Raw genomic sequence first — 26023 nt, forward strand, 5'->3', positions numbered from 1 at the left:
CCTTCTCCTATTTACTGCAAGCTTGCCCACTTACTACACCGTTTCCGCCCGGCTTCTGATTCCACGGCATACGAGCGAGCACCATCGCCATTCCGCAGGTGTCCGTTACCGCGGCGAATATCAGCCCTGCTCCGACAAACCCGCTGAGCAAAAACAGATACGGGCTGACCGCAAAACCGAGCACGACGCCGGTAAGGACGAATAGCCCCGCAGCGAAACGCACCTGTCGTTCGAGCGACCACACCTTTGACTCGCCCTTGATGATCGGCAGATCGGCACCGACCCAAGCCGTCATGCCGCCCTTTACGACGTGGATATCGGTGAATCCTTTTGCGGCGAGCTTCTCTGCTGCCTGCGTCGCCCGGTTGCCCGAACGGCACATCAGATAGACCGGCTTTGAATGGTCGATCTCGTCGGCGTGTTTTTCAAAATTCGACAGCGGCATTAATTGCGCGTCGGCGATGCGTTCGCTGTTGAACTCAGAAAATTCCCTAACGTCGATCACTTGGCATTCGCCGCCGCTGTCGAGCAGCTCGTTGATCTCGTGTACTGTTGCTTGTTTGATCATATGTCTTGATTTTACCTCATTTTGTCGATTATACTCGACTTGTGTATGAGCATATACCTATATCGTTATATTGTCAAGTATGAAAAACGAATTAAATGAAAAAATGTCGCCTGAGGCCGTAAGCCTTGTAGCTTCACGGTTTAGAGTGCTCTCAGAGCCGCTGCGGCTGCATATATTGCAGTATTTGGAGGAAGGCGAGGCGAGCGTGACGGCGATCACAAACGCCGTCGGAGCGACTCAGCCGAACGTCAGCAAACATCTCAGAATGCTGCAGGACGAAGGACTGGTCGCCCGCCGCGGCGAGGGCAACACCGTCTATTACCGCATTGCGGACGATTCGATATTCGAGCTTTGCCGTGTGGTCTGCGGCAGCTTGAAGGAGCGTTATTCGGAAAGAAGCGCGATCTTCGGCTGATCAATTCGGCCGGCTGTATTCGACGATGAACCGCTCCGGCTCGTCCTCTTCGTCGGAAGGATAGACGACGAAACTTTTCTCCTCCAGCCCTGCATCCTGAAACCACGCCAATTCCTTTCGTGAGATCGGCCACGGCAATTCATCAACTTCCTCATCATCGCCGCGGCCGCGCGTAACAACGACCAGACACCCGCCGGGAGCGACAAAAGCAGCGATCGCATCCATCGTTTTCTGCCGCATCTCGATAGGCAGCGGCTGAATGGTATAGACCTCAAGCACAAAGTCGAATCCGCCGGACCGCAGGCTGCCAGCCTGCCCGCAGGTCCAACCGCGAAACGGCTGAAAAAGATCCATCACCTCAAACTTTATGTTCCTATCCGCATATAGTTTTTTCGCCCATTCGATCGCCGTCGACGATATATCGAATGCCGTCACGTCGAAACCTAGATCGTCCAGATAAGCCGCATCGTCGCCAAGTCCGCAGCCGACGACGAGTGCCCGTTCGCCGTTCCCTTTCAGGCCGTTCTCCTCGGCCCAGCGCCGGAAATACCGGTTCGGCTCCAGGTCAGCCCACGGAATGACCTCGTTGTCTCCGGCCGCCTCTTTATACAAAGCGTCGAACCAGCCGAGCACGTCGCCGCGTTTGTAATGCTCTGACGCGATCTCTCGCACCCGCTCGCGTTTTTCTTCTTTTCCATCGGTCATATGCACCTCGTTTTCGCCCGAACTAGAAAGCTATCGGCGAAGAACCTATAATATCTGTTTACGCTGTTGTAAATTCAAGAGATCTATAAAAGAGGAAAACTATTGTGGCAGAACAATTTGACGTAACTATCATCGGAGCCGGCCCGGGCGGCTATGTGGCGGCGGTTCGCGGAGCTCAGCTTGGGCTAAAGGTGGCAATTATTGAAAAAGAAAAGGACGCCAAACTCGGCGGCACCTGCGGTCTGCGCGGCTGTATCCCGACCAAAGCGTTGCTGAACGCGGCTCATCTCTATCAGAAAGCGGGCGAATTCGAGAAGTTCGGCCTCAAGGTATCTGGCCTCGAATACGATTGGGCCGGCGTTCAGAATTACAAATCCGGCATCGTCGATAAGAACGCCGCCGGTGTGACCTATCTGATGAAAAAGAACAAGGTCACTGTGTTCAACGGCCATGGCAAGATCGCCGGAAAAGGCAAGGTCGAGGTCGCTCTCGCAGACGGCAAAAAAGAGACGATCGACACCAAGAACATCATCATCGCGACCGGCTCGGTCGTGCGGCCGATCCCCGGATTTGAAGTTGACGGCAAACAGGTTGTGAATTCCGATCAGATACTCGAGCTCGACCGCGTGCCCAAATCAATGATCGTCATGGGCTCCGGCGCCGTCGGCGTCGAATTCGCGAGCGTTTATCACCGCTTCGGCTGCGAGACGACGGTCGTCGAGCTGATGGACCGAATTGTCCCGATCGAAGATGCTGACGTGTCAAAAGAACTCGCTCGCGCATTCAAAAAACAGGGCATCAAATGCGAGACCGGCATCAAGCTGGACAAGCTGGAAAAGAAAAAGGACGCCGTCAAGGTTTCCGGCAAGAACGCGAAAGGTGAGGACGTGACGTTCGAAGCCGAGATGCTTCTCGTCGCCGTCGGCCGTATGCCATACCTCGACGGGCTGGGGCTCGACAAGACAAAGGTCGTCGTTAATCCCCGCGGCACCGTTAAGGTAAATGAGTATTGCGAGACCGACGAACCCGGCGTTTACGCCATCGGCGACGTCATCGACACAGCGTGGCTCGCTCATCTCGCTTCGAAAGAGGGCATCCTCGTCGTTGAAAAGATCGCGGGTAAAAAGGTCGAGCCGATCAAGCAAAACCTCGTCCCGAACTGCACATACTGCGACCCCGAGGTCGCCAGCGTCGGCCTGACCGAAGCCAAAGCGATCGAGGCGGGCTACGACGTCAAGGTCGGCAAGTTCCCATTCTCGGCCTCAGGCAAAGCCCGCATACTCGGCGAAACTGATGGTTTCGTCAAGATCGTCGCCGAAAAGAAATACGACGAGGTGCTTGGCGTTCACATCATCGGCCCGCACGCCACCGAACTCCTTGCCGAAGCCTGCGTCGCCATGGCACTCGAGACCACCGCAGACGAACTCGGCCGCGTCATCCACGCTCACCCGACCGTCTCCGAATCCGTTATGGAAGCCGCCGAAGGCGTGCATGATATGACGATACATATGTAATTCGGCCGTGGTCGGTTGTCAGTCGCCAGCGGTCAGACGTCCGAACCGTCTGGCCACTTTTTTTGTGGTATATTTCTCGAGACATAAAGTTTGCACAAAACCTAACGGTTAGGTTATTCTGACCATGCCTACTATTTTCCGAAGTGGTGGTTTCAGATTTGTTATATGGCCCGACGACCATGCGCCGCCGCATGTGCATATTATACGCGGCACATTGTTAGCGGCTGTGATCAATTTGGGAATGGGCGAAAGCCCTGCATCGATAAAGGCAAACTACCGACTAAACCGTCGGGAATTGGCGAGCGTTTTGCGGGTGGTGCTCGCGAACAACGACATGTTTGTCGAGGAGTGGACGAAGATTCATGGTGAAGGTTAAAGAAAAGTGGGACCTTGAAGAATTCGGGATCTCGGACAAGGAATTCGAACGTCAATACCGCGAGGCTACAAAGCGTGGTGAGGAATCACTGAAGAATGATCCGCGTGCAGTTTCCGCAAGCTATCAAAACGGGGAGGTGACGGTGCGTCTCGCGTCGGGGTGGAGCTTTAGTTTCGATCCAAGAAGATATAAGCTCTTGAAAAATGCCACAGATGAGCAACTTTCAGACGTCACCTTACTTGGATCGGGATCCGCCCTCGAGTGGCCATCCATCGACCAACAGCTTGGCATTGGTCCGCTTGTCCTAGATCTGATCGGTGAAAAATACATTAGCGCTGAACTGGGACGCCGCAAGGGCTCTGTCACGAGCGATAAAAAGAAAATCGCCTCGCGTGAAAACGGGAAACTCGGCGGCCGGCCAAGGAATGTAGGGTAAACCTCTCTTGGCGCGTTATCCACGCCCACCCGACCGTATCCGAAGCGGTCATGGAAGCCGCCGAAGGCGTGCATGATATGACGATACATATGTAATTGGCAGTGGACAGCTGTCAATGGCCGGTCGTCAGCATTAGATTTGACTACCGGATATATTTTATTGACGCGAGTTAACATATATGTTAACTTCTAATGGTGAGGGAGATAGTCTTCTACAGGACCGAAAATGGAAAATTCCCGATAGAAGATTTCCTTGATTCTTTGACAGCAAAGCAGGCTCGAAAGGTCACTTGGGTAATGTCTTTGGTAGAGACGCTCGAAAGGGTTCCGCGTCAGTATTTCAAGAAACTTGAATCGACCGACGACATCTGGGAAATAAGAGTTGATGTTGGTCGAGATGCATTCCGCCTGCTCGGATTCATGCACAAAGGCAATTTGGTTGTTTTGACCAACGGTTTCTCTAAGAAGTCACAAAAGACGCCGATCTCTGAAATTGAATTGGCTGAACGGCGAAAGAGGGATCATTTAGATAGGAGTAAGAAAAATGAGTGATCTTAAAAAGTACATTAGTAAGCGAAAGAAGGCAGATGCTGAATTCGCCAAGGACTATGAGAAAGGCTTTGAGAATTTCAAGATCGGAGTACTTTTGCGACAGGCTCGTGAGAGTTCTGGGATAACGCAGGAACAGGTCGCCGAAAAGCTGCGCACCAACAAATCCGCGATTTCAAGGATCGAAAATCATTCGGACGACATACGGCTATCTACGCTTCGCAAGTATGCAAGAGCACTGGGCAAAGATATCAGGCTTGAAATAGCTTAAGTATGATCTCTCCTTTACCTAATATCTTTGTTTAGGTTTTCAAACTGCTAGATGTTTGCTCGCACTTCATTGGTCTTGTTAGTTTTACTGACCGGCTCGATCACGCCCGTCTCCCAAGATGCTCGTTTTCAGGCAGAAGAGAGCCCTCTTTCTACCGTTTTCTATCTTATTTCACAAGACCAATACAACGAGAGGCCCAGGGAAAAGGCGTGCCTTGCAATTTCGTTTGCCGAAGTCGGAAAGGCAGATAAGGCCAAGAAGACGGCATCGCTTTTGACCGAAGACCATTATGCTGAAACTGACCTTATCCTCGTCGTAGATTCATTGATAAAGAACCGTCGGAACCGAGAGGCCTCGGACATGGCGTTGTACCTGTTGAAGAGGTTTGAAAAGAACGAATATCGGCTGCGGCCGCTATGGCGCTACTTGGTCATACTCGATCAGGAAACTGCTGCATTCGATGTGGCCAGCACACTCGAACCTGTAGATCAGTTTGAATCAAACATTCTTATCGCCGAAGCCCTCATCGAGAAAGGAAACAAGAGTGTAGCAACTACAATTCTTAACTCGCTTATAACTTATCTTGAAGAGACACAGTACGAAGAGAAAAGGGATGTAGCCAAGACCGCCTTACTCTTCGCAAAACTTGGTGATAAGGGGAAAAGTTTTGACCTGGCCGAGAAAGCCGTTAGGAATATTTCTTGGAATGAGCGGCCCCTCGAGCCAGACGACGCATTCGCGGTCCGCGAGGTCATCGCCTTGTATTTGATCCTTGGCGAGTACGACTTCGCATTTGACGTTGCGCGTCGTGCCGGCGAGGTCGACGAGCCGAGGTTCCTTATCCGCCTCGGTGAGAGCCTCTTTTCGAAAGGCAACAGAGAAGCGGCAATGGCTCATTTTAAAGAAGCTATTTCACGCCTTGATCCCAAACAATACGCAGATAGCTTTAACCTTACGATCCTCGCAGAAGTATTTATGGGGATCGGTGAAACCGAACAAGCTGTCACGATCGCTAAAACGCTAACCGGCAGCGATTACGCGCAACAAAACCTCTTGTTAAGACTTGCCGCTAATTACCAGGCCGCCAATAAGAGAGCAAAAGCACTTGAACTGCTCCGTTTCGCATATTCCCGCACATTGTTAATCGACACAAGCGAAGCGGAGAGCGGCTCGCTCTGGACCTCCGGCAAGTGGGAGCAGGCAAAGTATCAAGCTGAGATAGCTCGTCGATTCGCCAAATTGCGGGCTGACAAAGAGACATTAAAACTGATCTCGCAGATCCGAAAACCTTATCTGAAAGCCGAAATGCTGACGGAGTTTGTCCTCATGAACAAAAACGAGCTTCCCGACAAAACGTTGAACAGATATCTTGATGAAGCTGTTTCTAATTTGAGGCGGCCTTTTGATGAAGTTTTCGATGCAAGACGTTTCGATGTTTTTGGAAAAACCGGCCGGGCGTATGCAGAAATAGGTCACACCGCCAAAGCGAACGGCGTTTTCGCGGAATCTTTATTTCTGTTGGCGAATGAAAGAGGAATGTCGAGTGGGCTGCTGTTTGGCATGTGCGCCATTGGAATAGAGTTTGAAAAGTCAAAGATCAAGGCGAACGAAAAGCTTCGGGCGGCTCTAAGTAGTATCATTGATTCGTGGGAACTTGAAGAAGACGAGAATTGATGACTAAGTCGGATACCTCATACCCAAAATCCAAGATCAAGATACTGCTGCTTGAGAATATTTCTGACGCGGCGGTGCGGGAGTTTGGGGTGAAAGGATATACGGAGGGGCGCCGACTGATTACGTTCAACAGATAAAGTGAGCCTGTTCGCGGGCACCGTCAATATCTGCTTTACCCCGGACCGACACTTGTGTGCTATCATTTCGATAGCATGGGAGAATGTCATTTATGCCTGATGTACTGGTACGAGACGTGGACGCGGCGGTGATCGAGACTTTAAGGAAACGTGCCGTCGAGAATGGACGGTCTATGCAGGCAGAGGTTCGGCTTTTGATCAGTGAACGTCTCGGGAATAACGCTGTATCGGACGCTGTGGTCGCTCGACGTATAAAGAAAGCACTTTCCGGCAGATCACACAGCGATTCCGAAAAGCTTTTGCGAGAGGATCGTTTGCGATGAGACGCGTCGTTGATGCCAGCGTCGCGGTTAAATGGTACGTTCCTGAGACACTCAATCACCAAGCGGACACTCTGCTCACACAAAGCGATGTCCTGTATGCGCCTGACCTAGTGATCCCTGAGTTTGGCAACATCATCTGGAAAAAAATCAGGCGTAGTGAACTCACCGAAGGCGAAGGCACTGCAATAGTAAAGGCATTTTCCCGGTCGGGTTTGCGGATTCGGGCTCACAGGCCGGTTGCTCATTCTGCTTTTGTCGGAGCATGCCTCTCGGGCCAGACGGTTTACGATTGGACATATTTGGCACTTGCCATTTCACTTTCGTGCGAATTTGTAACTGCCGACCGTAAGTTCTACGATTCTCTTTCTGGGACTTCGCTCGGAAAACATCTGAAATGGCTCGGAGATCTTTGATCTCAAGGTTTCGAAATGGCTCAAACATCATACCCAAAATCCAAGATCAAGATCCTGCTGCTTGAGAATATTTCTGATTCGGCTGTTCGGGAGTTTGGTGCGGGTGGTTATATGGAGGTGCAGCGGCTGGGCGGGGCAGCCAGCGAGGAGGAGTTGACCAAAGCGATCCGGGGCGTGCATGTGCTCGGGATACGTTCAAAAACGCAGGTGACGCGAAATGTCCTCGAGGCGGCGGACAAGCTGCTTGCTGTCGGTGCTTTTTGTATTGGTGTCAATCAGGTCGATCTAAAAGCGGCGACGGAGAAGGGCGTTGCGGTGTTCAATGCGCCTCATGCGAATACGCGTTCGGTGGCTGAGCTGATTATCGGCCTTTGTGTAATGCTGATCCGCAAGATCGCAGATAAGAACGCGGCGGCTCATCGCGGCGAATGGCTGAAAGAGGCAAAAGGCTCATTCGAGCTTCGCGGCAAGACGCTCGGCATCATCGGCTATGGGAATATCGGTTCGCAGGTGTCGATAATGGCCGAGGCGTTGGGAATGCAGGTTATTTACTATGACATCGCGACCAAACTGCCGCACGGCAATGCCAAACAGATACGCGACTTAAAAGAGCTGCTCAGACGCTCGCACATTGTCACGCTGCACGTGCCGTCGGACCTTTCGACGCGGAACATGATCGACGCCGAAGCGATACGCTCGATGCGCCGCGGGGCCTTGCTGCTCAATTATAGCCGCGGCGACGTTGTCGATCTCGAAGCGGTTAAGAAGGCTCTTAAGAGCGGTAAGCTCGCGGGTGCGGCGATAGATGTTTTCCCGCAGGAGCCCGAAAAGAACGGCGATGCTTTCGCATGTCCGCTGCAGCAACTGCCGAACGTGATTTTGACACCGCACATCGGCGGTTCCACCGAAGAGGCACAGGCCGCCATCGGCTCGGACGTCACATCGAAGCTGATCGGCTATCTCGACCTCGGCAACAGCGAAGGCTCGCACACCGTCCCGCCCGTTTCACTGCCTCCGCAGGCCGGCACGCACCGAATTCTGCACATTCACCGCAACATTCCCGGCATCCTCGGCGAGATAAACTCGCGGCTATCGGACCGCGGTTTCAACATCCTCGGCCAATACCTGAAAACCAACGAAGAGATCGGCTACGTCGTCCTCGACGTTGACAACAAGATCTCGAAAGACGCCTTTGCGATACTGAAAGACATCGACGGAACCATCCGGGCAAGGATGGTTTACTAAAAGACACCCAAAATGCTCTTCTCAATTTTCCTCATCGTCGCGGGGCTAGTTGTTCTGACCGTCGGGGCTGAGCTGCTTGTACGCGGCGGTGCGTCGCTGGCGTTGCGGCTTGGCATAACGCCGCTTGTGATCGGATTGACCATCGTCGCGTTCGGAACGGGCAGCCCTGAATTCGTCGTCTCGCTTGAGGCCGCTCTAAAGGGCAGCAGCGGCATCGCGCTCGGCAACGTCATCGGCTCGAACATATCGAATCTCGCTCTCATCCTCGGCTGTGCGGCCCTGATCGCACCGATGGCCGTCAAGGCCGAGATACTCCGCCGCGAGATGCCGATATTGATGGCAGTTACGGCCTTTCTTTGCATCATGATGTGGGATGGCGTCATCTCGCGAATCGATGGGATATTGCTGACCATCGGTGCGGTCGCATACACGGTCGGGGCTTACATCGCTTCAAGAACGAAGGAAGACGCCGAGGTCGAGGCCGAGTATGACGAGGCAGTAAAGCCATCGGGCCGTGCCGGCTGGCTAGACGCGATTTTCATTTTTCTCGGTCTCGGCGCCCTTATTTTTGGTGCTAATATATTAGTTGACGGCGCAATTGATATAGCACAGGTCATCGGCCTCAGCGAGGCGGTGATCGGGCTGACCATCGTGGCGATCGGCACAAGTTTGCCGGAACTGGCCACGTCGGTCGTTGCGTCGTATCGCGGCGAAGCGGACATTTCTTTCGGCAACGTCATCGGCTCGAACGTTTTCAATATCCTCGCCGTGCTCGGCATCGCAGCGATGATCAGCCCGATCCCGACCGAGGGCATACGCTCGCTGGACGTTGGAGTATTTTTGGGCAGCGTCATTCTCGTATGGGCGATGCTCGGCCGCCGATACAATATCGACCGCCCGGAAGGGATAATCCTGGTTTTGGGCTATGTCATTTACATCGTGACACTGCTCGCGTCGGATTAAGAGACAGATCAACATGACGAACTCGGAAACCAGCGTGACAGGATTGACTGCCGCGGAAGCCGCCGCTCGCCTTGAGAGGTACGGCCCAAATTCGGTTCCTGAAAAGCCTCCGAAAACGCTGCTTCGTCGATTCGTTGAACAATTTCAAAGCCCGCTCATCTACATTCTCCTTTTTGCACTGCTCGTCGATTTCGTAATTTGGCTGGCCGAAGGTGCGACCGGCGTTCCCGTTGAATCCATCGCGATCGCGCTGATATTGATACTAAATTCCGGGCTTGGAATGTATCAGGAAGGCAAGTCCGAAGCGGCACTCTCGCGGCTTAAGGAAATGGCGGCTCCGCTTGCTTGGACCCTGCGCGACGGGCATTACGTACACATTCCGACATCGCAGATCGTGCCGGGCGATGTCGTCCGCATCGAAGCAGGCGATCGCGTGCCGGCAGACGGAACGAATCTGGATAAAGACAGCGTTTTGCTCGATGAATCGCTGCTTACGGGCGAATCGGTACCGGTCGAAAAGGCCGGAGCGGATGAGCTTTCGGCCGGGACGCTAGTGCTCCGCGGCAAAACTCACATCGAGGTAACGCGAACCGGCAGCGACAGCGCGATGGGCCGCGTGGCGACGATGATCGGCTCGATCGAAACGGGTAAGACACCGCTCGAGATCCGCCTCGCCGTTTTCGCCGATCAGGTGGCGAAGATCATTCTTGTGCTCGCAGTGTTGATCACGGTCGGCGGTCTGCTGATCGAAGGCACCGACCGGCTCGGCCACGTGCTGATATTCGCGGTCGCCCTCGCGGTCGCGGCAATTCCGGAAGGACTGCCGGCGGTGCTGACGCTGACGCTGGCACTCGGCGTCGAACGAATGGCAAAACGCAAAGCGGTCGTCCGCCGCCTGAGCGCGGTCGAGGCTCTTGGCTCCGTGACCGTGATCGCTACGGATAAGACCGGCACGCTGACCGAAAACAAGATGACCGTCCGCGGTACGGATACTGCAGACGATCACGCCGCTCTCCATGCGATGGTCATCGCCAACGATGCCGACGAAGGCGGCGAGATCGGCGACCCGTTGGAAACAGCACTCCTCGAACATGCTCGCAGCGAAGGCATCGAAACTGCTGCCCTGCGTGCGGAATTTCCGCGTGTCACTGTGCGGCCCTTCGACAGCTCTTACAAATTCATGCGAGTGACCGTCCGTGAAGGTGCGGGAACAGTCAGCTATTTCAAGGGCGCTCCCGAGGTGCTGCTTGAGATGAGTTCGCTCGCGACAAGCGAACGCGAAAAATGGCAGACGCGTATCGCAGAGTATGCTGCGAAAGGGTTTCGCGTCCTCGCCGTCGGAAAAAGCACCGGCGAAAGCGAGGACGATATCGATTTCGTCGGCGTCATAAAGCTCTGGGATCCGCCGCGGCCCGAGGTGCCGGATTCTATTGCGGAGGCACGACGGGCGGGCATCCGCGTCGTCATGATCACCGGCGATCATCCCGATACGGCAAAGGCGATCGCGGGCGAGATAGGTATCGCCGCTACGGACGTATTGACCGGAGCAGACCTCGACAAGATGACCTCGCAAGAGCACGCTGAGGCCGTCCGCACGTGCGGCATCTTTGCCCGAGTGCTGCCCGAACACAAGCTCCTGCTCGTTGAAAAGCTGCGTGAACAGGGCGAGGTCGTTGCAATGACGGGCGACGGCGTGAACGATGCTCCGGCGCTAAAGCGCTCGGACGTCGGCGTGGCGATGGGCGATCGCGGCAGCGACGTTTCGCGTGAGGTCGCGGACCTCGTGCTGATGGACGACAATTTTGCGACCATCGTCGCCGCCATCGAAGAAGGCCGCAACATCTACGACAATATCCAGAAGTTCATACGATTTCTCTTCTCGACGAATCTCGCTCTCGTGCTGCTCGTTGTCGGCGGTGCGTTCGGCTCATTTATGCTCGGCCTGACCGACGAGCTCGGCGGACTGTTACTGCCGCTGACGGCGGTGCAATTGTTGTGGATAAACATCATCGCGGACGGGCCGCCTGCGCTTGCTCTTGGGCTGGATCACAATCGCGACGTTATGTCGCTCAGCCCGCGCGATCCTGCATCGCCGCTTCTGGACAAGCCTTCGATCCGCTTTATCGTTTCGACGGGCGTTGTAAAGGCTCTGATGGGCGGCATTTTGCTGGTAATGATGCCGCGTTATGGTTACAGTCTGCTCGCTACGCGGTCGGGCGTTTTCCTGTTCGAATCCATCGCACAGCTTGTTATGGCATATCCATCGCGAAAGATCATCTCGCCGCCCGAACGCAACATGGTTCTGCACATCGCGGTATTTGGCGGCATCGGTTTGCAGGCGGCGACAATATTTTTTCCGCCGCTCAGAAATCTGTTAGGATTGGAGACATTGGACGCGGCAGCATTCGGCATCATCGCGGCCGCGGTGTTGATCACATGGGCCGCTGCCGAGGTCACAACGCGTCTGGAACACCGTTTCGGAGCACACTAGTCCCGTAAAGCTATGAAAGTAAATGAGATAATGGCATCACCCGCGATCACGGTCGGTGAATCGACCTCGCTGGAAGACGTTGCTAGGCTGATGCTCGACAAGGGCATCGGCTGCGTTCCTGTCGTAGATGCAGACGGCATAATTGCGGGCATCGTTACGGAGGCCAGTTTTGCGGCGAAGAGCAAGGGCATTCCGTTCTCGACATTTCGAGCCCCGCAGCTGCTCGGCCGTTGGCTTTCGGACACCAGCGTCGCCAACATCTACGCAGAGGCGCGGCAAACGCCGGTTTCCGAGATAATGGTGAAGAACGTTGTTACCATCGAAGAGGACGAATCCGTTAATCGTGCCGTCGAGCTGATGCTCGAGCACGACATCAACCGCATCCCCGTCGTACGCGACGGCAAGCCTGTCGGTATCGTTGCACGCCACGATCTGCTCCGGCTGATGGCGGGAAGAGTTTGAACGAATTTTTGATCTGGCACGGTTTTGAGTGATTACCTGATCCTCGCTCTCGGACTCGCAGCCGCCGGCTTTGGCGGCGAGATGTTCGTCCGCGGAGCCGTGGGCCTGGCCGCTTGGGCCCGAATTCCCGCAGGCATCATCGGTGCAACTGTTGCCGCGTTCGCAACCTCAGCTCCCGAACTCGCCGTCTCCGTCAACGCCTCTCTCGAAGGAAAACCGCATATCGCCCTGGGCGACGCTCTTGGCAGCAATGTTGCAAATATCGGCCTCGTGCTTGGTGCGGCACTCATTTTTGCTTCTCTAAAGGCCCCGCGTGACAGCATCAAACGGGATTTCCCTGTTGCGATCTTGGCGCCGCTGCTGACAGGACTGCTGGTGCTCGACGGCGAACTTTCCCGCATCGACGGCGCGATAATGCTCGTCGCCTTCATCGTCTGGATCGTTGCAGTTGTCATTGAGGTTAAAAAGCAGCGAAGCTTGGCCGAAGAAGTACTGGGCGATCAAAACCGTCTGAGCATCGTTTTTTCGGTTGTGGCGGGACTCGGGCTGCTGATCTTTGCGGGGCGTGCGATCGTCTGGGGAGCTAAAGGCATCGCGGCATCGTTCGGGTTGGAAGAATTCGTGATCGGAGCGACCGTCGTTGCCATAGGCACGTCGTTTCCGGAACTTGCGACCGTTATTATCTCGAAACTCCGCGGTCACGAAGAGATCGGGCTCGGGACGATACTCGGCAGCAACATCTTTAACAATTTCTGGATCGTTTCGGTCGCGACGCTGATACGCCCGATGGAAAACCTGCCGATCAGAGAACTCGCGATCGGGCTCGGCTTTGGCGTGATAACCATCGCTCTGACATTTCCCGGCCGCGGAGGCATCATCGGACGTCGCCGCGGCGTGATGCTGCTGATACTATGTCTGGCATACACGTTGACCATACTTCAGCAATAATCGATGAATATCACGATCTTTGACGTCCTTGGAACCATCGGTGTGGCGATGATCATCATCACCTACGTCCTGCTGCAGGCCGGCCGTCTGCATAGCACGCAGCTCTCATATTCCCTGCGGAACGCCGTCGGCGCCGCGTTGATCTTGATTTCGCTTTATTACAGCTTTAATCTTTCGGCGTTTATCGTAGAGGCATTTTGGCTTATTATTAGCGTTTACGGCATCGTCAGATATTTCGCGGGCCGAAAATGAGCGATGGAAAATTTCATCAGCATACCTTTCAAAGCATCAAGCGCGAACGGCTTTCGCTCGTATAACGGCGTTGCAAAATTTTCTGACGCCGGCGTCGTGCTCGAATTTGAATCGAAGATACTGGACCTGTTTCCGACCGGCGTTCGCGAGACGCGGCTGCCGATGGCTGAGATCCTGGACGTAAAATTCAAAAAAGGTTTTGCAGGATACGGTGCAAAGATCGAGATACGCCTGAAGTCTCTGGCGCGTCTTGCCGAATTGCCGAACAATGACGGCAAGCTGGTCCTAAAGATCGTTAAAGCCGACATTGAACGTGCAAAAGCAGCGATCGCCGCATTCGAGGCGGCACATGCGGAAACGCCAAGTATGATCACCGAGCCGGGCTCTGTAGTCAGCCGGCTTTTCGACAACGAAGGTGACGATGCCGAGACACAGAAGCTGGTTAACTAAAGAAGGAGGAAATTGATGCCAAAATTTGTGATCGAAAGAGAAATTCCCGGTGCAGGATCGATGACCGCGGCCGATCTGCATGGCGCGTCCGCAAAGTCTTGCAGCGTGCTGAACGCGATGGGTGCCGAGATACAGTGGATCCACAGCTACGTTACGGACAACAAGATCTATTGCGTTTACACCGCACCCAACAAGGAAATGATCGAAGAACATGCACGTGAATCCGGATTTCCCGCAAACAGTATTTCTGAGGTCCGAGCTCTGATCGATCCTTCGCGAGCTGCGGCCTGAACTTTTCGCCTTGAGTTCCAACAAGAAAAGCCTCGGCCGGCTTATCGCCGTTCACACGACATCGCCCGCTCAGATGCAGCGGGCGGTTTTCATCGCCGTGCTGTCATTTTTGTTTTTCATGGCGATGATGCTGGCATTTTACATTCGGCAGAATATCGGTTACTTCCTGCTTTCGACGGCATTCCTGCTGGTCTATATCGCCACGATGTTCTCTTGGATCCGTCAGAGGCGGACGGTTGTCGAGGTTTACGACAACGGGCTGAGATTTCGCGACAGTTCTGTTTTTTGGAGCGATATCACCGGAGTCGAAAAGACCGGCGTTTTGTCGCTCGAAAAAGGTGAAAAGCTCCAGCTTCCTACTGCACTCGACCGTTCAGAAGAGCTGTTTGCACTCATTCAAACCCGCATTCCCGATTAAGCCGGAATTTTATTGCCGCCGCATTTGCGGTATTCTATATGTTTCCCGATCACGGGAGGCTTTTCTGCGGAAATTTGCGGAGTTTTTATGAGCGTAGAAGTTGTGATGCCCCAAATGGGCGAGTCGATCACCGAAGGTACCGTTTCAAAATGGCTGAAAGCGGTCGGCGACCGCATTGAGAAAGACGAGGCGATCCTTGAGATATCGACCGACAAGGTCGATGCCGAGGTTCCAAGCCCCGGAGCGGGCGTTCTGCTTGAGATACGCCATCAGGAAGGTGAGACCGTCGAGGTCGGCACCGTGATCGCGATCGTCGGCGAAGAGGGCGAGTCAGGAGCAACTGCTCCCGCTCCTGCACCGGAAACCTCACCCGAGGTCGAGATGACCACGGCGTCAGAGCCTGAGCCGGAAGCTATCCCATCAGAACCTGTCTCCGAAACTCCGGCGGCCGAACCGGCAAAAGCTGCAGCAGCATCGGCCGACGCTACCGAGGTCGTAATGCCGCAGATGGGCGAATCCATCACCGAAGGCACCGTCTCGAAGTGGCTCAAATCCGTCGGCGATACCATCGAAAAAGACGAGCCGCTGCTCGAAATATCTACGGATAAGGTCGATGCCGAAGTTCCTTCGCCCGCTGCAGGCAAACTGCTTTCGATCAATGTCGCCGAAGGCGAAACGGTGGAGGTCGGCTCAGTGCTTGCCCTCGTCGGAGCCGAAGGAGCGGTGAGCGGTCAGCAGCCGAAAACCGCAGCCCCGAAGTCAGAACCGGGAGCGATAGCGACCGGGTCGGTTGCAGAGGTGAAAGCAACGCCGGTCCAAGCAAATGCCGCTGCGGCGTCGGGTAACGGAGACAGATCGCTGGACGAACTCCGCCGTCAAAAGAGCAGCCCGTTGGTCCGCAAGATCGCCGGCGAGCACGGAATTGACATAACACGTATTCCGGGCAGCGGCATCAGCGGCCGAGTTACAAAGAGCGACATTCTGGCATTCATCGAAACCGGTGCCGCTCTGCGTCCACAGGATCTGCTGGTCAAAGGTGCGGCTGCCGCACCGGCTGCTCCGGCCGTTTCTTCGCCGAAGGCGGCGAAGCCCGCATTCGTCACTCCGCACAACCTGACGACGATGGAAGACCGCGTCGAAAAAATGTCCGTGATGCGTAAAAAGATCGCGGAACACATGACGTTCTCAAAGCAAACGTCGGCACACGTGACCAGCGTTTACGAGATCGACATGACAAATGTCGCTCGTTTCCGTGCGGCGAATCAGGCGGCGTTTCAAGCGAAATACGGCACAAAACTCACGTTCATGCCGTTCATTTTCCAGGCGGTTACGGCCGCTATTCGCGAGCACCGCATCGTAAATTCGCAGGTTGACGGCGATAGCATCATTTATAAGGGCGACATCAATCTGGGCATGGCCGTGGCTCTGGATTGGGGGCTGATCGTTCCCGTGATCAAAAACGCCGAGACGATGTCGCTGGCGGAGCTTGCCGTAAAGGCGAACGACCTGGCCGACCGAGCACGCGGCAAGAAACTCAACCCCGACGAAGTTCAGGGCGGCACATTCACCATTACGAATCCCGGTGTTTTCGGCGGGCTGTACGGAACGCCGATCATCAATCAGCCTCAGGTGGCGATACTTTGCGTCGGCACGATCGAAAAGCGGGCAAAGGTAATGACCTCGCCCGATGGCGACGATTACATTGCCATTCGGCAGATGGCGTACTTTGCTCTGACCTATGATCACCGCGTGGTGGACGGTGCGGACGCCGAGAAATTCCTGTCCTTCATGAAACGGTATCTCGAGAACGCCGAATTCGAGGTCTGATAATCTGTTAAAAATTGTTTGCAAATGGTCTGATGTGCGGTATCATCAGACCATTAACTTTTTCGGGCGAAATATTGCTCGTGAAAAAAATCCGACAACCCGCACCGCAACTGGGGCGTCAAACTTGCCGGAATCCTTTTATTACCCGATTGAAACAGGAGTCATTATGCTGAGGAAATTATCAGTTCTTTTCGTTTTGTTGAGCGTCGGCGTCGTCGGAGCGATCGCACAGTCAGCGCAGCTTCGCACGGCGGTTGCCGGCCAGAAATATAAGATCAAAGGCGTCATCGTCCAAAAGGAGGCGGAAAGTACCTTTGTCATTCGCGACAGCGTGGGCATTGATACGCGTATCGTGATCGCACCGCGTGCCGATATCAAGCACAACAGTTTCTGGGGCGGCGGCGACCGATATCCGGTTTCGGCATTGGTCCGCGGACTGAATATGGAGGTCGAGGGCATCGGCGACAGCAGCGGCAGTGTGAACGTGACCAAGGTTCGTTTTGACAAGAGCAATCTGCAAACCGCTCAGTCGATCGATTCACGCGTTTCGCCCGCCGAGGAAAGGCTGTCGGCCGCTGAGGAAAACGCACAACGCGTGTCAGGCCAGATCGATGAGCTGATGGCCATCTCGAACGCCGCCCGCGGCGGTGCAAAGGCAGCTCAGGATTCAGCGGATGCGGCTATCGAAGGCGTTAATGCGACGAATCGCCGCATTTCCGACCTTGATGATTACGTGCTGCAGTCCGCGACTACGGTGAATTTCCGCGTAAACAGTGCGGTTCTCTCGCCGGAAGGCAAAGCCGCTCTTGATCAGGTCGCCGCGAAAGCGATGACGCTGAAAGGCTACGTCATCGAGGTGACCGGCTTTGCTTCGTCGGAAGGCAATGCCCAGCAGAATAAGGTGCTCAGCGAACGCCGTGCAAAGGCCGTTAAGGACTATTTGATCCAGACCCACAATGTCCCGCTTCGCCGCTTTGTCGAATCGTACGGATTCGGCGTATTGCAGCCGGTCGCGGACAATCGCACCTCAGCCGGACGCGAACAGAACCGCCGCGTAGAGGTCAAACTGATGGTCAGCCGCGGCATCAACCAGAACGTCGAGGTCCGCCCCGCGAAATCTGACGACAACTAACACTCACCGGTCATTTCCGAGGCGGCGTCGACAAAACGCCGCCTCATTTTCCGCATCGCCACTTCTAAGATGTCGCTAAGCCGTTTATTTGCAGTATTTGTGATCTTTGCGGCCTCGCTGTCGGTGTATTCTCAGGTTCCGACAAAGCCCGACGAGGACGAGGTGATCCGTGTCGATTCGCGGCTGATCGTGATACCTGTTTCTGTCACGGACGCGAGCGGTAACGCCGTGCTCGGGCTTACTGAAACCGATTTTCGTCTCACGGAAAACGGCCGCAATCAGGCCATCGAAAGCGTAGGATCGGCGGCGGATGTGCCGCTGGAGATCGCTTTGCTTTTTGATATTTCGGCGACGACAAGCCCGATGTTTCGATTTCAGCTAGAGACGGCGGCAAAATTCCTACGCGACGTTATGCGGCCTCAGGACAACGCGGCGGTCTTTTCTATCGGCTCGAAACCGGTTCTCGTCGGAGCCCGTGCGAATGCAGACGGTGCAGTTGCCGCCCTCAACAAGATCGAAGCGACAAAAGAATACACTGCGTTCTACGACACGATCGCCGCCGCTGCGAAGCATCTGCGTGATAATGCAGCAGAAAATTCACGCCGCGTAATTCTGGTCATCTCTGACGGAGAGGACACGAACAGTGAACAGATCCGCAAAGCAATTCAGTCGGGCTATCGACGGGCGGGCGAAAAGATCAATACGCTGGACAGCAAGTCGCTATATCAAATGACCGTTAAGCTCCGCGACGACGCGAGCCGTGCCGAGCGCCAGCGTGTCGGACGCCTGCTGCAGGACGCCGATGCAGTATTTTATTCGATAAATCCGGGCGGGAGTTCGTTTCATCTGAATGCCATCAGCGTTTTCGGACAGGAAAATATGCAGCTTTTCGCCGATGCGACCGGCGGCTCGGCATTTCTGCCGCGTTTTTCGCCCATTGATACGAAGGACGAATATCTGAATAACGCGAACCGCCGGAAGAACGGCGAGGTCCTCGACCGCATCTTCACACAGCTTGCCAACGAATTGCGTTCGCAATATCTGGTCCAGTATTACACCGACGCCGACGGCCCCGCAGACCGTTTCGTGCCGATCTCGATTTCCGTCACAGGCCGCAGCGATGCAAAGGTGCGTTCGCGAAAAGGATTCTATCTGCGCGGAAACTAACGGCGGCTTATTTGCGCGGGCGGCGTTTTACGAACGTCTTCCACCAACATCTCACCTTTGACCTCGATCGGCATCGCCACATTTCCCTGGATCGGATAAAGTTCAGGCTCTCGGTTTCTTTCCATCGGAATCGCTCCCATCACGATCGGCGACGGAGTTGAATTTCGCGAAAAAAGCTGTGCAAAGAAAACACCCGTCAGCAGCGACATCAGCAGCGAGGCCGCGGCAGTGGTGAAAAGGCGTGCACGATGCTTTACCTTTGCCCAGCCGACCGGGCAGTCCTGCGTCAAAATACTGCCGTCGCGGCGGCGGTAAAAACGCACACAAAGTCGCCCTTCGGTATTGATGATCAGGCTCTCCGCTTCGTCCCGCGTCATGCCGGAAAGGTTGTAAACATTCAGCTTACACTCGCCGCAGAACTTGACGCGTTCATTCCCGAACATCTGTTCCCAATCCGCCGGACACGGGCTCGCTACTCTCAAATTGCTTAAAGGATCAGTAAATGCAGGCATAAAAACTCCGTTCTTTCTCTATCAGTTCGACTGACAATGAAAGAACGGCGTCCAAAACAAACCTTGCAAAAAAATTCTATGAGGGCCGCCTCTTGTACTTATGCGTTACGGGGCGGCGGCGGCCGATGCCGATGGCGTTCTTCGAGATGATGAGCGTGGGCGGCAGTTGGCGGCGTTTAAATTCGTTCGCCGGGTGCTCGACCTTGTTGAGTATCCAATAGACGCGCTCGGCGTCGTGCCCGGCGGCTATGATATCCGCGGGCGATGCTTTCTGCTCGAAATACATCCGCAGGATCGGGTCCATCACATCATACGGCGGCAGGCTGTCGTCGTCGAACTGGTCGGGGGCAAGTTCGGCGGACGGCCGTTTTTCGATGATCTTGTTCGGGATCACCTCGCGTCCGGCGGCGTTGTTGATATGGCGGGCGATCTGCCAAACCTCGGTTTTCAGCACGTCGCCGAGTACGGCGAGTCCGCCGTTAGTATCGCCGTAAAGCGTGCAATAGCCGACGGCGAGTTCCGATTTGTTGCCGGTCGAAAGCACCAGCCGGCCTTCCGCATTCGATATTGCCATCAGTATGACGCCGCGGATACGCGATTGCATATTTTCGGCTGCCAACGAATCGCCGCCGCGTTTCGGTTTATCGAGGCCAAGCTGCCGCAGCAGCACCTCGAATGCGTCGGATATCGGTTCTATGCGGCTTTCGCAGCCCAGATTGCGGACAAGTTCCTCACTGTCTTTGATCGAACCCTCGGATGAAAATGGCGATGGCATCATCACGCAGAGCACGTTTTTAGGCCCGATAGCTTCACACGCGAGCGCCGCCACGAGCGCCGAATCGATGCCGCCGCTCAGCCCAATGACAGCTTTTTGAAAACCGTTCTTTTGCGCGTAATCGCGTATGCCTAGCACGAGTGCTCGTCGGATCGACTCGATCTCGTCGCCCGAGATGCCGCGTGCGTCGGGCTTGCGGACGTCGAGCTCGACCGTCTCGACGAACTCCTCAAATGCCGATGCCTGCAAAATGATGTCGCCTTCCTCATCGGCGACCAGGCTCGCACCGTCAAAGATGATGCCGTCGTTACCGCCGACAAGATTGACAAAGATTATGGGCCGTTTTTGCAGCTTTGCACGATGGGCGACCATATCGCACCGCAGGCGGATCTTGCCTTTGTTATATGGCGATGCGTTGACCGAAACGATGACCTCGGCGCCCATCTGCAGCACTTCGTCGGTCGGGTCGCTTTCGTACAAACGCTCACGCCAAAATGTCTTGTCGTTCCAAAAATCCTCGCAGACCACGACGCCGAGTTTGACTCCGCCGCCGTCAAAAATGCGGCGGTGATCGCTCGGTTCAAAATATCGAGGGTCGTCGAAAACGTCGTATTCGGGCAGCAGCGTCTTGTCGGCAAAGCCGATCAATGCACCGTCGCGAATGACCGCGGCCGTATTATACAGACGCCGTCCGTCCTTTGCATCGTTCGGGCGGATAGTGCCGATAACTGCTGTGATCCCTTTAGTTGCGGGAATTATTTCGCGAAGCGGATCGAGTGAATGGGCGATGATGTCGGCATCTTGAAACCAATCAAGAGACGTATAGCCGTGCGTCGCGACCTCAGGAAAAACGACCAGATCCGAACCGTCGCCGCGCGCCTTTTCGATCGCCGAAATTATCTTTTGTGTATTTCCGGCAAGGTCGCCGTTCGTCGTATTGATCTGGGCAATGGTGACTTTCAATGGTGGTTTACCTAATCAGTTCTATTGGACATAGATCGAACTTTGTCCATTGACGGTCTGCCGTCACTGCGGTGGCATTTCGGACGATCGCACATGAAAGACAGCTCCTATCACCCAAAGATAGACCCTGAACTCGAGTCACAGTACGAAGCTCAGCCGCCTTTATCGCTTGCCGTTCATCAAAAGAGATGACCTCCAAGCCCAACATGGAAAAGGCTTTATGAGCTGATTCAAGGGTATGCCCTAGGTCCAACGAACGCGTTATTACCTCCGCCACGTTAACCGAGCTGATCTTAGCATCCGGGATCAGCCGCTCCACCACGTCGGCCCCGTTCTCGTTGTTCAAGAACGCCAAAACAGCCGAAGCATCCAGTATAAGGTCACTCATTCTCGGCTTCCTTCCGCCTCTCTGCTATAAATTCATCAACAACAGGCGTACCTTCGGGCACTTGCTGTCTAAAGAGCTGTTGCGCTCGACGAAGGGCCTGCGTACGACTGGTTATTCGCAAAGAATCATCGGCATCTACCTCAACGTTGAATCTCTCACCCGACTTAAGTCCGAGCCGTTTGCGTATTTCGGCAGGGATAACGATCCTGCCGCCTCCTGTCATTGTTGTCGTAGCTCCCATTAATGTCTTGCGACCTCCTTATGACATAATACACATATCGTGACACATTGTCACGATATGTCACGCCTGATCCGAGTCTGGTGCTTTCTTCACCATCGTCAACCTGTTTCCGCGTTCGTTGTAGGCGACCTCGTCCATGATGTTGTAGATGAAAAGCACGCCGCGGCCGCTGGTTTTGAAAAGGTTTTCAGGATCGAGCGGATCGGGAATTGCGTTGACGTCAAATCCTTCGCCCTCATCCTCGACCGTGAAACGTGCCTCTTTTTGCGATATCTCGCATTCGATCCGCACGACCTTGTCCGCGTCGTATTTGTTGCCGTGTTTGACGGCATTGACGAACGCCTCGTCAAGAGCGACGAATAGATTGGAGCGCTCGGGGTCGATCACGCGGAGTTTTTCAACGCGTTTGAGAAGGTAATCGAGAACGATGTGCATCAGCGAGATCGCGCTCGGCAGTTCGAACTCGATCTTTTCATGAAGCCCCTGCACGGCCTCTTCGCGATCGACAAAACGGATCTTGTAGTCGAGCACCGTCGCGACCAGATTCTTGAGCTCTTCTTCGGTAGAGCCCTCGCGGCGAAAATTCGCGGCACACAATTTAAATGCCTTGATGTTTTCGGCATCGGTAGAGACCTTTATGTCGGGCAGGCATGGAGCACATTCCTTTTCGTCGGGGCTATCCATATCACCGGGACGAACGTCCAGATCGGTGATCACAACGTCATAACCGCCGATGTCGGGTTCTCTCAGAGCAGATGAGCGGTCGGTCAGCACCTTTACCTCGTGGCCGGTGTGCGTAAAGACCTCTTCCAGCGCACTCGCCAGGTCATCGTGGTCGTCTATGATCAATATTCGTCGATCCATGGTGAAGGGGCAGAGCCAAATTTATAACGAATAAGAACAGGCCGTTGTTGCAAATGATAACGCAAATTGATAGTTATTTCCTATCAGTGACGACAGAGAGCGAAACACCTTATACGTTCGGCAGCCTCGAACGATTTGCATTCGGGCAACGTATCGTGATCCGCGTTCTTGGTGTCGTCTTCTATCTATTGGTACGTCTGATCGGAGCGACCATCAGGTTTGAAACCAGAGGCATCGAACGTTTTGATGAGGTCGCGGCCGCAGGAAAGATACCGATCTACTGTTTTTGGCACGACCGCATCGTTTCGGGGACCTACTATTTTCGAGGTCGCGGCATCATCGTTCTGTCGTCGTCGAGTTTCGACAGCGAATATACGGCACGCTGCATACAGCGTTTCGGCTTTGGAATTATCAAAGGCTCGTCAACACGCGGCGGCGTCCAGGCTCTGGTCAATATGATCAGAATGATGAAGCAAGGCTACGCGATGGCGTTTACTTCCGACGGTCCGAAAGGGCCGCGTTATGTCGCGAAAGCCGGACCCGTCCTTCTTGCAAAAAAGACGGGCAATCCGCTCATACCATTCGTATTTGAATGCATGCGGTTTCGCACGATAAAAAGCTGGGACCGTCTGCAGATACCGTTGCCTTTTACTCGGGCAGCGGTCATCGTCGGTGAACCGATATACGTTGACGCAAAAGCTAATGATGCCGAGATCGAGGCGAAACAGATAGAATTTCAAGCATCGCTGGACAACCTTGTAGCCGCCGGCGAACGCTGGCGGCTGAACGGCGGTCAGTTTTCCGATTGAACTATTTCGCCTTCGCCCTCAGGATGTTCGATCGACAGAAATCTCGCCGCGAGCAGCACATATGCGATCCAGATCGCATCTGCCAATAGCAAATGCCCGACCTGCATAACGATAGGTGCCAGCATGAAGAGCGTCAGCGATCCGAACGCGATCTGCACCACGACAAGCAGGAACATCACGTTTGACCAACGCACCATTCCGGCCTCGCGGCCGCTGGCACGGGCCAGCATTCCTGTCAGAAAAACGAGCATCATGCCCGAAATGATGCCGCTGATCGGATGCAGCAAACGAAGCCTGAGCAGCATATGCGAGGTCGGCGAAAAGTCCTTTGCCATGCCCTCCGCTATTGTTTGCGACGGGAAGATCATGTTCGCAAGTGCCGCTATTGAGCCCGTCAATCCGACAAAGATTATTGCAACGATGCCAAGTACTATAACGACAAGATGCTGGGTTTCAATGCGAAATCGCATTTTCGCACCGCCGCTGGCATAACGCGCGGTCAGCGTGAGAAATGCAAGCAAAATGAAGGTGTTGAGCAAATGCCCCATCATCCAAAAAGGCCGCGTCGGCGTTAGGGTTTCCGCCGTGTTTCCGGTCAGGACGAGGCCGGCACCGACCAGTGCTTCCGTCAAAATGAAGACCAGCGAACCGATGGCGGTTTTTCGTATGGGTTCGCCTTTTTTAAACTTTCGAAAGACCCAAATTACAAGCGCTACGACCATCACCAGGGCTATAAAGCTGGTGATACGGTGGGAAAATTCTATGACCGTTTTGAGCTCGGGAGCGGACGGTATCACCTCGCCGTGGCATGTCAGCCAGTGCTGCCCGCAGCCGTCGCCCGATTTAGAGGCTCGCAGAAAAACACCCCACAGGATCACGAGGACATTCCAGACGAGCGTTATCCACGCGTATTTTGCCAAACCTGATAATTCCCGAAATCGACTTAACACACTTAATGATCTCCTTAGTAAGACGTTACCATCAACGGCGCCCTCAGTTAGAATACTATAAGGTTCGCTAAGTTAATGCCGTAGATGAACGACGCTAATTCGAAACCGGAAAAGATGCGCATCGACCTGCTGCTGATGGAGCGCGGCTTTGCCGGGTCGCGCGCGAAGGCGCAGGCGTTGGTGATGGCCGGCGAAGTTTTGGTGAATGAAAAGAAGGTTGAAAAGCCGTCACAGGTTTTTAGCAGCGAGGTTACGATCCGAATTAAAGGGGACAACGAATCCTCGCGATATGTCGGCCGCGGCGGACTGAAGCTCGAAGCTGCGCTGCAGGCGTTTTCGATCGATCCCGCTGGGAAAAGGTGTATTGACATCGGTTCATCGACCGGCGGATTCACTGACTGTCTTCTGCAGCACGGTGCAGCTCACGTTACCGCTGTTGACGCCGGAACGAATCAACTCGATTGGAAACTCCGCAGCGATGAACGCGTGGACGTCAGGGAAAATACGAACGCCCGCTATCTTTCGCCTGATGTGTTTCCGGCCAAGTTCGACATCGCGGTCATGGACGTGTCCTTTATCTCTGTGACAAAGGTAATTCCTGCGGTTGTCGGTCTACTAGTTGACGGCGGCATTCTGATCGTGTTGATAAAGCCTCAATTCGAGGTCGGCAAAGGCGAGGTCGGCAAAGGCGGCATCGTCCGCGAACCCGAAAAACACCGACGAGTGATAGACACGATCGTATCGTTCGTTTCGATGCTCAGCATGGAACATATTGGCACCATTGATTCCCCGATCACCGGTGCTGAGGGCAATAGGGAGTTTCTGGCGGCATGGAAAAGACAATAAGAGGTGAGACAACTAGCTCCGAACCGAAGTTCGTCGAGGGACGGGACTACTATTTTGAGAAAGGTTTGCTGGTGATGACCGAGGAATACCTGCGCCGACGCGGCTATTGCTGCGAAAACGGCTGCCGGCACTGCCCTTACGGATATTGCGGGTCCCTAAAGAAGGAAAATGGGTAGTTCGTCCGAGTTTTCGATATGCTCGTGACCGCCAACCTCATCACTTATATCTGTTATGTCAGATATATCACGTGAGATCGCTTCAGTTACTGTTTCGCTGTCCCTCGAAAGTGCTCGCAATACAGAAGCGAGTACGGGCAAGGTGTATGCATCACCCGCCGGAGCGATTGCGTAATAGATATTCTTTCCGTCGCGGCGGGTCGTGACGATGCCGTCATCGCGGAGTGTGGCCAGGTGGCGGGATATTTTCGGCTGCGGCTCTTTTAGCGACCCTACAAATTCGCCTACTGACCGTTCGCCGCCGCACAGCATTTCCAATATCCGCAACCGGGTAACATCGGAAAGACTAAGGAACAGTTTCTGCATTGATTCGATATTATTTTGTGACATAGCGGCCTCCGGCTTTACATCGACATATTACCTATAACAGATATGTTGTAATTTGACAACGTGACGGCAAAGGTTGCGTCTTT

At 54.3% G+C, this 26023-nt stretch carries 33 protein-coding genes; 24 read left to right on the forward strand and 9 right to left on the reverse strand.

All coding sequences use genetic code 11. The annotated features are described in order from the left end of the window. Window positions 1-7: 7 nt before the first annotated feature. Entirely contained in the window at window positions 8-568 is a 561-nt protein-coding gene (locus IPM50_08250) for a rhodanese-like domain-containing protein (protein ID QQS31679.1), read from the reverse strand. A gap of 79 nt (window positions 569-647) precedes the next feature. On the opposite strand from IPM50_08250, the gene IPM50_08255 reads away from it, so the two are divergent. After that, the gene (locus IPM50_08255; protein QQS31680.1) at window positions 648-983 is read left to right on the forward strand and encodes a winged helix-turn-helix transcriptional regulator; all 336 of its coding nucleotides are present in this window, start codon (window positions 648-650) and stop codon (window positions 981-983) included. Here the strand turns inward: IPM50_08255 and IPM50_08260 are convergent, their stop codons facing one another. Continuing rightward, entirely contained in the window at window positions 984-1688 is a 705-nt protein-coding gene (locus IPM50_08260; protein QQS31681.1) for a class I SAM-dependent methyltransferase, read from the reverse strand. Between the two features lie 104 nt (window positions 1689-1792). Here IPM50_08260 and lpdA point away from each other — a divergent pair, with 104 nt between their 5' ends. The 20 genes from lpdA (at window position 1793) to IPM50_08360 (ending at window position 19026) form a co-directional block, all read left to right on the forward strand. After that, window positions 1793-3202: a dihydrolipoyl dehydrogenase gene (gene lpdA, locus IPM50_08265; GenBank protein QQS31682.1), complete on the forward strand. Its 1410-nt coding sequence runs from the start codon at window positions 1793-1795 to the stop codon at window positions 3200-3202. Window positions 3203-3326: 124 nt separating this feature from the next. Further along, on the forward strand, window positions 3327-3578 hold the full coding sequence (locus tag IPM50_08270; protein QQS31683.1) for a DUF4160 domain-containing protein: 252 nt from the start codon (window positions 3327-3329) through the stop codon (window positions 3576-3578). Then, complete coding sequence (locus IPM50_08275) at window positions 3565-4014, forward strand: DUF2442 domain-containing protein (GenBank protein QQS31684.1); 450 nt, start codon at window positions 3565-3567, stop codon at window positions 4012-4014. Before IPM50_08270 ends, IPM50_08275 begins: the two co-directional genes overlap by 14 nt. Window positions 4015-4208: 194 nt before the next feature. Next, window positions 4209-4565, forward strand: a complete 357-nt coding sequence (locus tag IPM50_08280) for a type II toxin-antitoxin system RelE/ParE family toxin (protein ID QQS34487.1) — start codon at window positions 4209-4211, stop codon at window positions 4563-4565. Then, complete coding sequence (locus IPM50_08285; protein ID QQS31685.1) at window positions 4558-4833, forward strand: helix-turn-helix transcriptional regulator; 276 nt, start codon at window positions 4558-4560, stop codon at window positions 4831-4833. The genes IPM50_08280 and IPM50_08285 overlap by 8 nt, the downstream gene beginning before the upstream one ends. 51 nt (window positions 4834-4884) lie before the next feature. Then, window positions 4885-6507 (forward strand): hypothetical protein, encoded by a 1623-nt coding sequence (locus IPM50_08290; protein ID QQS31686.1) that lies wholly within the window; start codon window positions 4885-4887, stop codon window positions 6505-6507. Window positions 6508-6736: 229 nt separating this feature from the next. Beyond that, window positions 6737-6967 carry a hypothetical protein gene (locus IPM50_08295; protein QQS31687.1) on the forward strand — a complete coding sequence of 77 codons (231 nt, stop codon included), beginning with the start codon at window positions 6737-6739 and terminating at the stop codon, window positions 6965-6967. Next, window positions 6964-7380, forward strand: a complete 417-nt coding sequence (locus IPM50_08300; protein ID QQS31688.1) for a type II toxin-antitoxin system VapC family toxin — start codon at window positions 6964-6966, stop codon at window positions 7378-7380. Before IPM50_08295 ends, IPM50_08300 begins: the two co-directional genes overlap by 4 nt. A gap of 15 nt (window positions 7381-7395) precedes the next feature. Further along, entirely contained in the window at window positions 7396-8625 is a 1230-nt protein-coding gene (serA, locus tag IPM50_08305; protein ID QQS31689.1) for a phosphoglycerate dehydrogenase, read from the forward strand. 12 nt (window positions 8626-8637) lie between these two features. Then, a complete protein-coding gene (locus tag IPM50_08310) occupies window positions 8638-9588 on the forward strand; it encodes a calcium/sodium antiporter (GenBank protein QQS31690.1) in 951 nt (316 codons plus the stop codon). A 34-nt stretch (window positions 9589-9622) separates the two neighbouring features. Next, on the forward strand, window positions 9623-12079 hold the full coding sequence (locus IPM50_08315) for a cation-translocating P-type ATPase (protein QQS34488.1): 2457 nt from the start codon (window positions 9623-9625) through the stop codon (window positions 12077-12079). A gap of 12 nt (window positions 12080-12091) precedes the next feature. After that, window positions 12092-12541 (forward strand): CBS domain-containing protein, encoded by a 450-nt coding sequence (locus IPM50_08320; GenBank protein ID QQS31691.1) that lies wholly within the window; start codon window positions 12092-12094, stop codon window positions 12539-12541. A 24-nt stretch (window positions 12542-12565) separates the two neighbouring features. Then, entirely contained in the window at window positions 12566-13489 is a 924-nt protein-coding gene (locus tag IPM50_08325; protein QQS31692.1) for a calcium/sodium antiporter, read from the forward strand. Window positions 13490-13492: 3 nt separating this feature from the next. Continuing rightward, window positions 13493-13741, forward strand: a complete 249-nt coding sequence (locus tag IPM50_08330) for a hypothetical protein (protein ID QQS31693.1) — start codon at window positions 13493-13495, stop codon at window positions 13739-13741. A 3-nt stretch (window positions 13742-13744) separates the two neighbouring features. Continuing rightward, complete coding sequence (locus IPM50_08335; GenBank protein ID QQS31694.1) at window positions 13745-14191, forward strand: hypothetical protein; 447 nt, start codon at window positions 13745-13747, stop codon at window positions 14189-14191. Between the two features lie 15 nt (window positions 14192-14206). Next, a complete protein-coding gene (locus tag IPM50_08340) occupies window positions 14207-14482 on the forward strand; it encodes a DUF4242 domain-containing protein (protein ID QQS31695.1) in 276 nt (91 codons plus the stop codon). A 10-nt stretch (window positions 14483-14492) separates the two neighbouring features. Next, complete coding sequence (locus tag IPM50_08345) at window positions 14493-14900, forward strand: hypothetical protein (protein ID QQS31696.1); 408 nt, start codon at window positions 14493-14495, stop codon at window positions 14898-14900. 87 nt (window positions 14901-14987) lie between these two features. After that, on the forward strand, window positions 14988-16727 hold the full coding sequence (gene sucB / locus IPM50_08350) for a 2-oxoglutarate dehydrogenase, E2 component, dihydrolipoamide succinyltransferase (protein QQS31697.1): 1740 nt from the start codon (window positions 14988-14990) through the stop codon (window positions 16725-16727). 166 nt (window positions 16728-16893) lie between these two features. Beyond that, a complete protein-coding gene (locus tag IPM50_08355) occupies window positions 16894-17859 on the forward strand; it encodes an OmpA family protein (GenBank protein ID QQS31698.1) in 966 nt (321 codons plus the stop codon). A 69-nt stretch (window positions 17860-17928) separates the two neighbouring features. Continuing rightward, on the forward strand, window positions 17929-19026 hold the full coding sequence (locus tag IPM50_08360; GenBank protein QQS31699.1) for a VWA domain-containing protein: 1098 nt from the start codon (window positions 17929-17931) through the stop codon (window positions 19024-19026). On the opposite strand, the gene IPM50_08365 is transcribed toward IPM50_08360, so the two are convergent. The 5 genes from IPM50_08365 to IPM50_08385 form a co-directional block, all read right to left on the reverse strand. Next, on the reverse strand, window positions 19023-19538 hold the full coding sequence (locus tag IPM50_08365; protein QQS31700.1) for a hypothetical protein: 516 nt from the start codon (window positions 19536-19538) through the stop codon (window positions 19023-19025). The genes IPM50_08360 and IPM50_08365 overlap by 4 nt on opposite strands. Before the next feature lie 76 nt (window positions 19539-19614). Continuing rightward, window positions 19615-21276 (reverse strand): NAD+ synthase, encoded by a 1662-nt coding sequence (locus IPM50_08370; GenBank protein ID QQS31701.1) that lies wholly within the window; start codon window positions 21274-21276, stop codon window positions 19615-19617. A gap of 7 nt (window positions 21277-21283) precedes the next feature. Next, window positions 21284-21664 carry a type II toxin-antitoxin system VapC family toxin gene (locus tag IPM50_08375; protein QQS31702.1) on the reverse strand — a complete coding sequence of 127 codons (381 nt, stop codon included), beginning with the start codon at window positions 21662-21664 and terminating at the stop codon, window positions 21284-21286. Further along, window positions 21657-21905 carry an AbrB/MazE/SpoVT family DNA-binding domain-containing protein gene (locus IPM50_08380; protein ID QQS31703.1) on the reverse strand — a complete coding sequence of 83 codons (249 nt, stop codon included), beginning with the start codon at window positions 21903-21905 and terminating at the stop codon, window positions 21657-21659. Before IPM50_08380 ends, IPM50_08375 begins: the two co-directional genes overlap by 8 nt. Window positions 21906-21965: 60 nt before the next feature. Continuing rightward, window positions 21966-22769 (reverse strand): ATP-binding protein, encoded by an 804-nt coding sequence (locus tag IPM50_08385; protein ID QQS31704.1) that lies wholly within the window; start codon window positions 22767-22769, stop codon window positions 21966-21968. Between the two features lie 86 nt (window positions 22770-22855). On the opposite strand from IPM50_08385, the gene IPM50_08390 reads away from it, so the two are divergent. Continuing rightward, a complete protein-coding gene (locus IPM50_08390; GenBank protein ID QQS31705.1) occupies window positions 22856-23578 on the forward strand; it encodes a lysophospholipid acyltransferase family protein in 723 nt (240 codons plus the stop codon). On the opposite strand, the gene IPM50_08395 is transcribed toward IPM50_08390, so the two are convergent. Next, window positions 23563-24528: a heme A synthase gene (locus tag IPM50_08395; GenBank protein QQS31706.1), complete on the reverse strand. Its 966-nt coding sequence runs from the start codon at window positions 24526-24528 to the stop codon at window positions 23563-23565. The genes IPM50_08390 and IPM50_08395 overlap by 16 nt on opposite strands. A gap of 84 nt (window positions 24529-24612) precedes the next feature. Here IPM50_08395 and IPM50_08400 point away from each other — a divergent pair, with 84 nt between their 5' ends. Together IPM50_08400 and IPM50_08405 are read left to right on the forward strand one after the other, a co-directional pair. Next, window positions 24613-25374 (forward strand): TlyA family RNA methyltransferase, encoded by a 762-nt coding sequence (locus IPM50_08400; protein QQS31707.1) that lies wholly within the window; start codon window positions 24613-24615, stop codon window positions 25372-25374. Then, window positions 25359-25550 carry a hypothetical protein gene (locus IPM50_08405; protein ID QQS31708.1) on the forward strand — a complete coding sequence of 64 codons (192 nt, stop codon included), beginning with the start codon at window positions 25359-25361 and terminating at the stop codon, window positions 25548-25550. Before IPM50_08400 ends, IPM50_08405 begins: the two co-directional genes overlap by 16 nt. On the opposite strand, the gene IPM50_08410 is transcribed toward IPM50_08405, so the two are convergent. Continuing rightward, on the reverse strand, window positions 25530-25940 hold the full coding sequence (locus IPM50_08410; protein ID QQS31709.1) for a winged helix-turn-helix transcriptional regulator: 411 nt from the start codon (window positions 25938-25940) through the stop codon (window positions 25530-25532). The two genes, IPM50_08405 and IPM50_08410, sit on opposite strands and share 21 nt — an antisense overlap. Between the last annotated feature and the right edge of the window lie 83 nt (window positions 25941-26023).

It is taken from the genome of Acidobacteriota bacterium (genome assembly GCA_016700075.1).
Lineage (GTDB): Bacteria > Acidobacteriota > Blastocatellia > Pyrinomonadales > Pyrinomonadaceae > OLB17.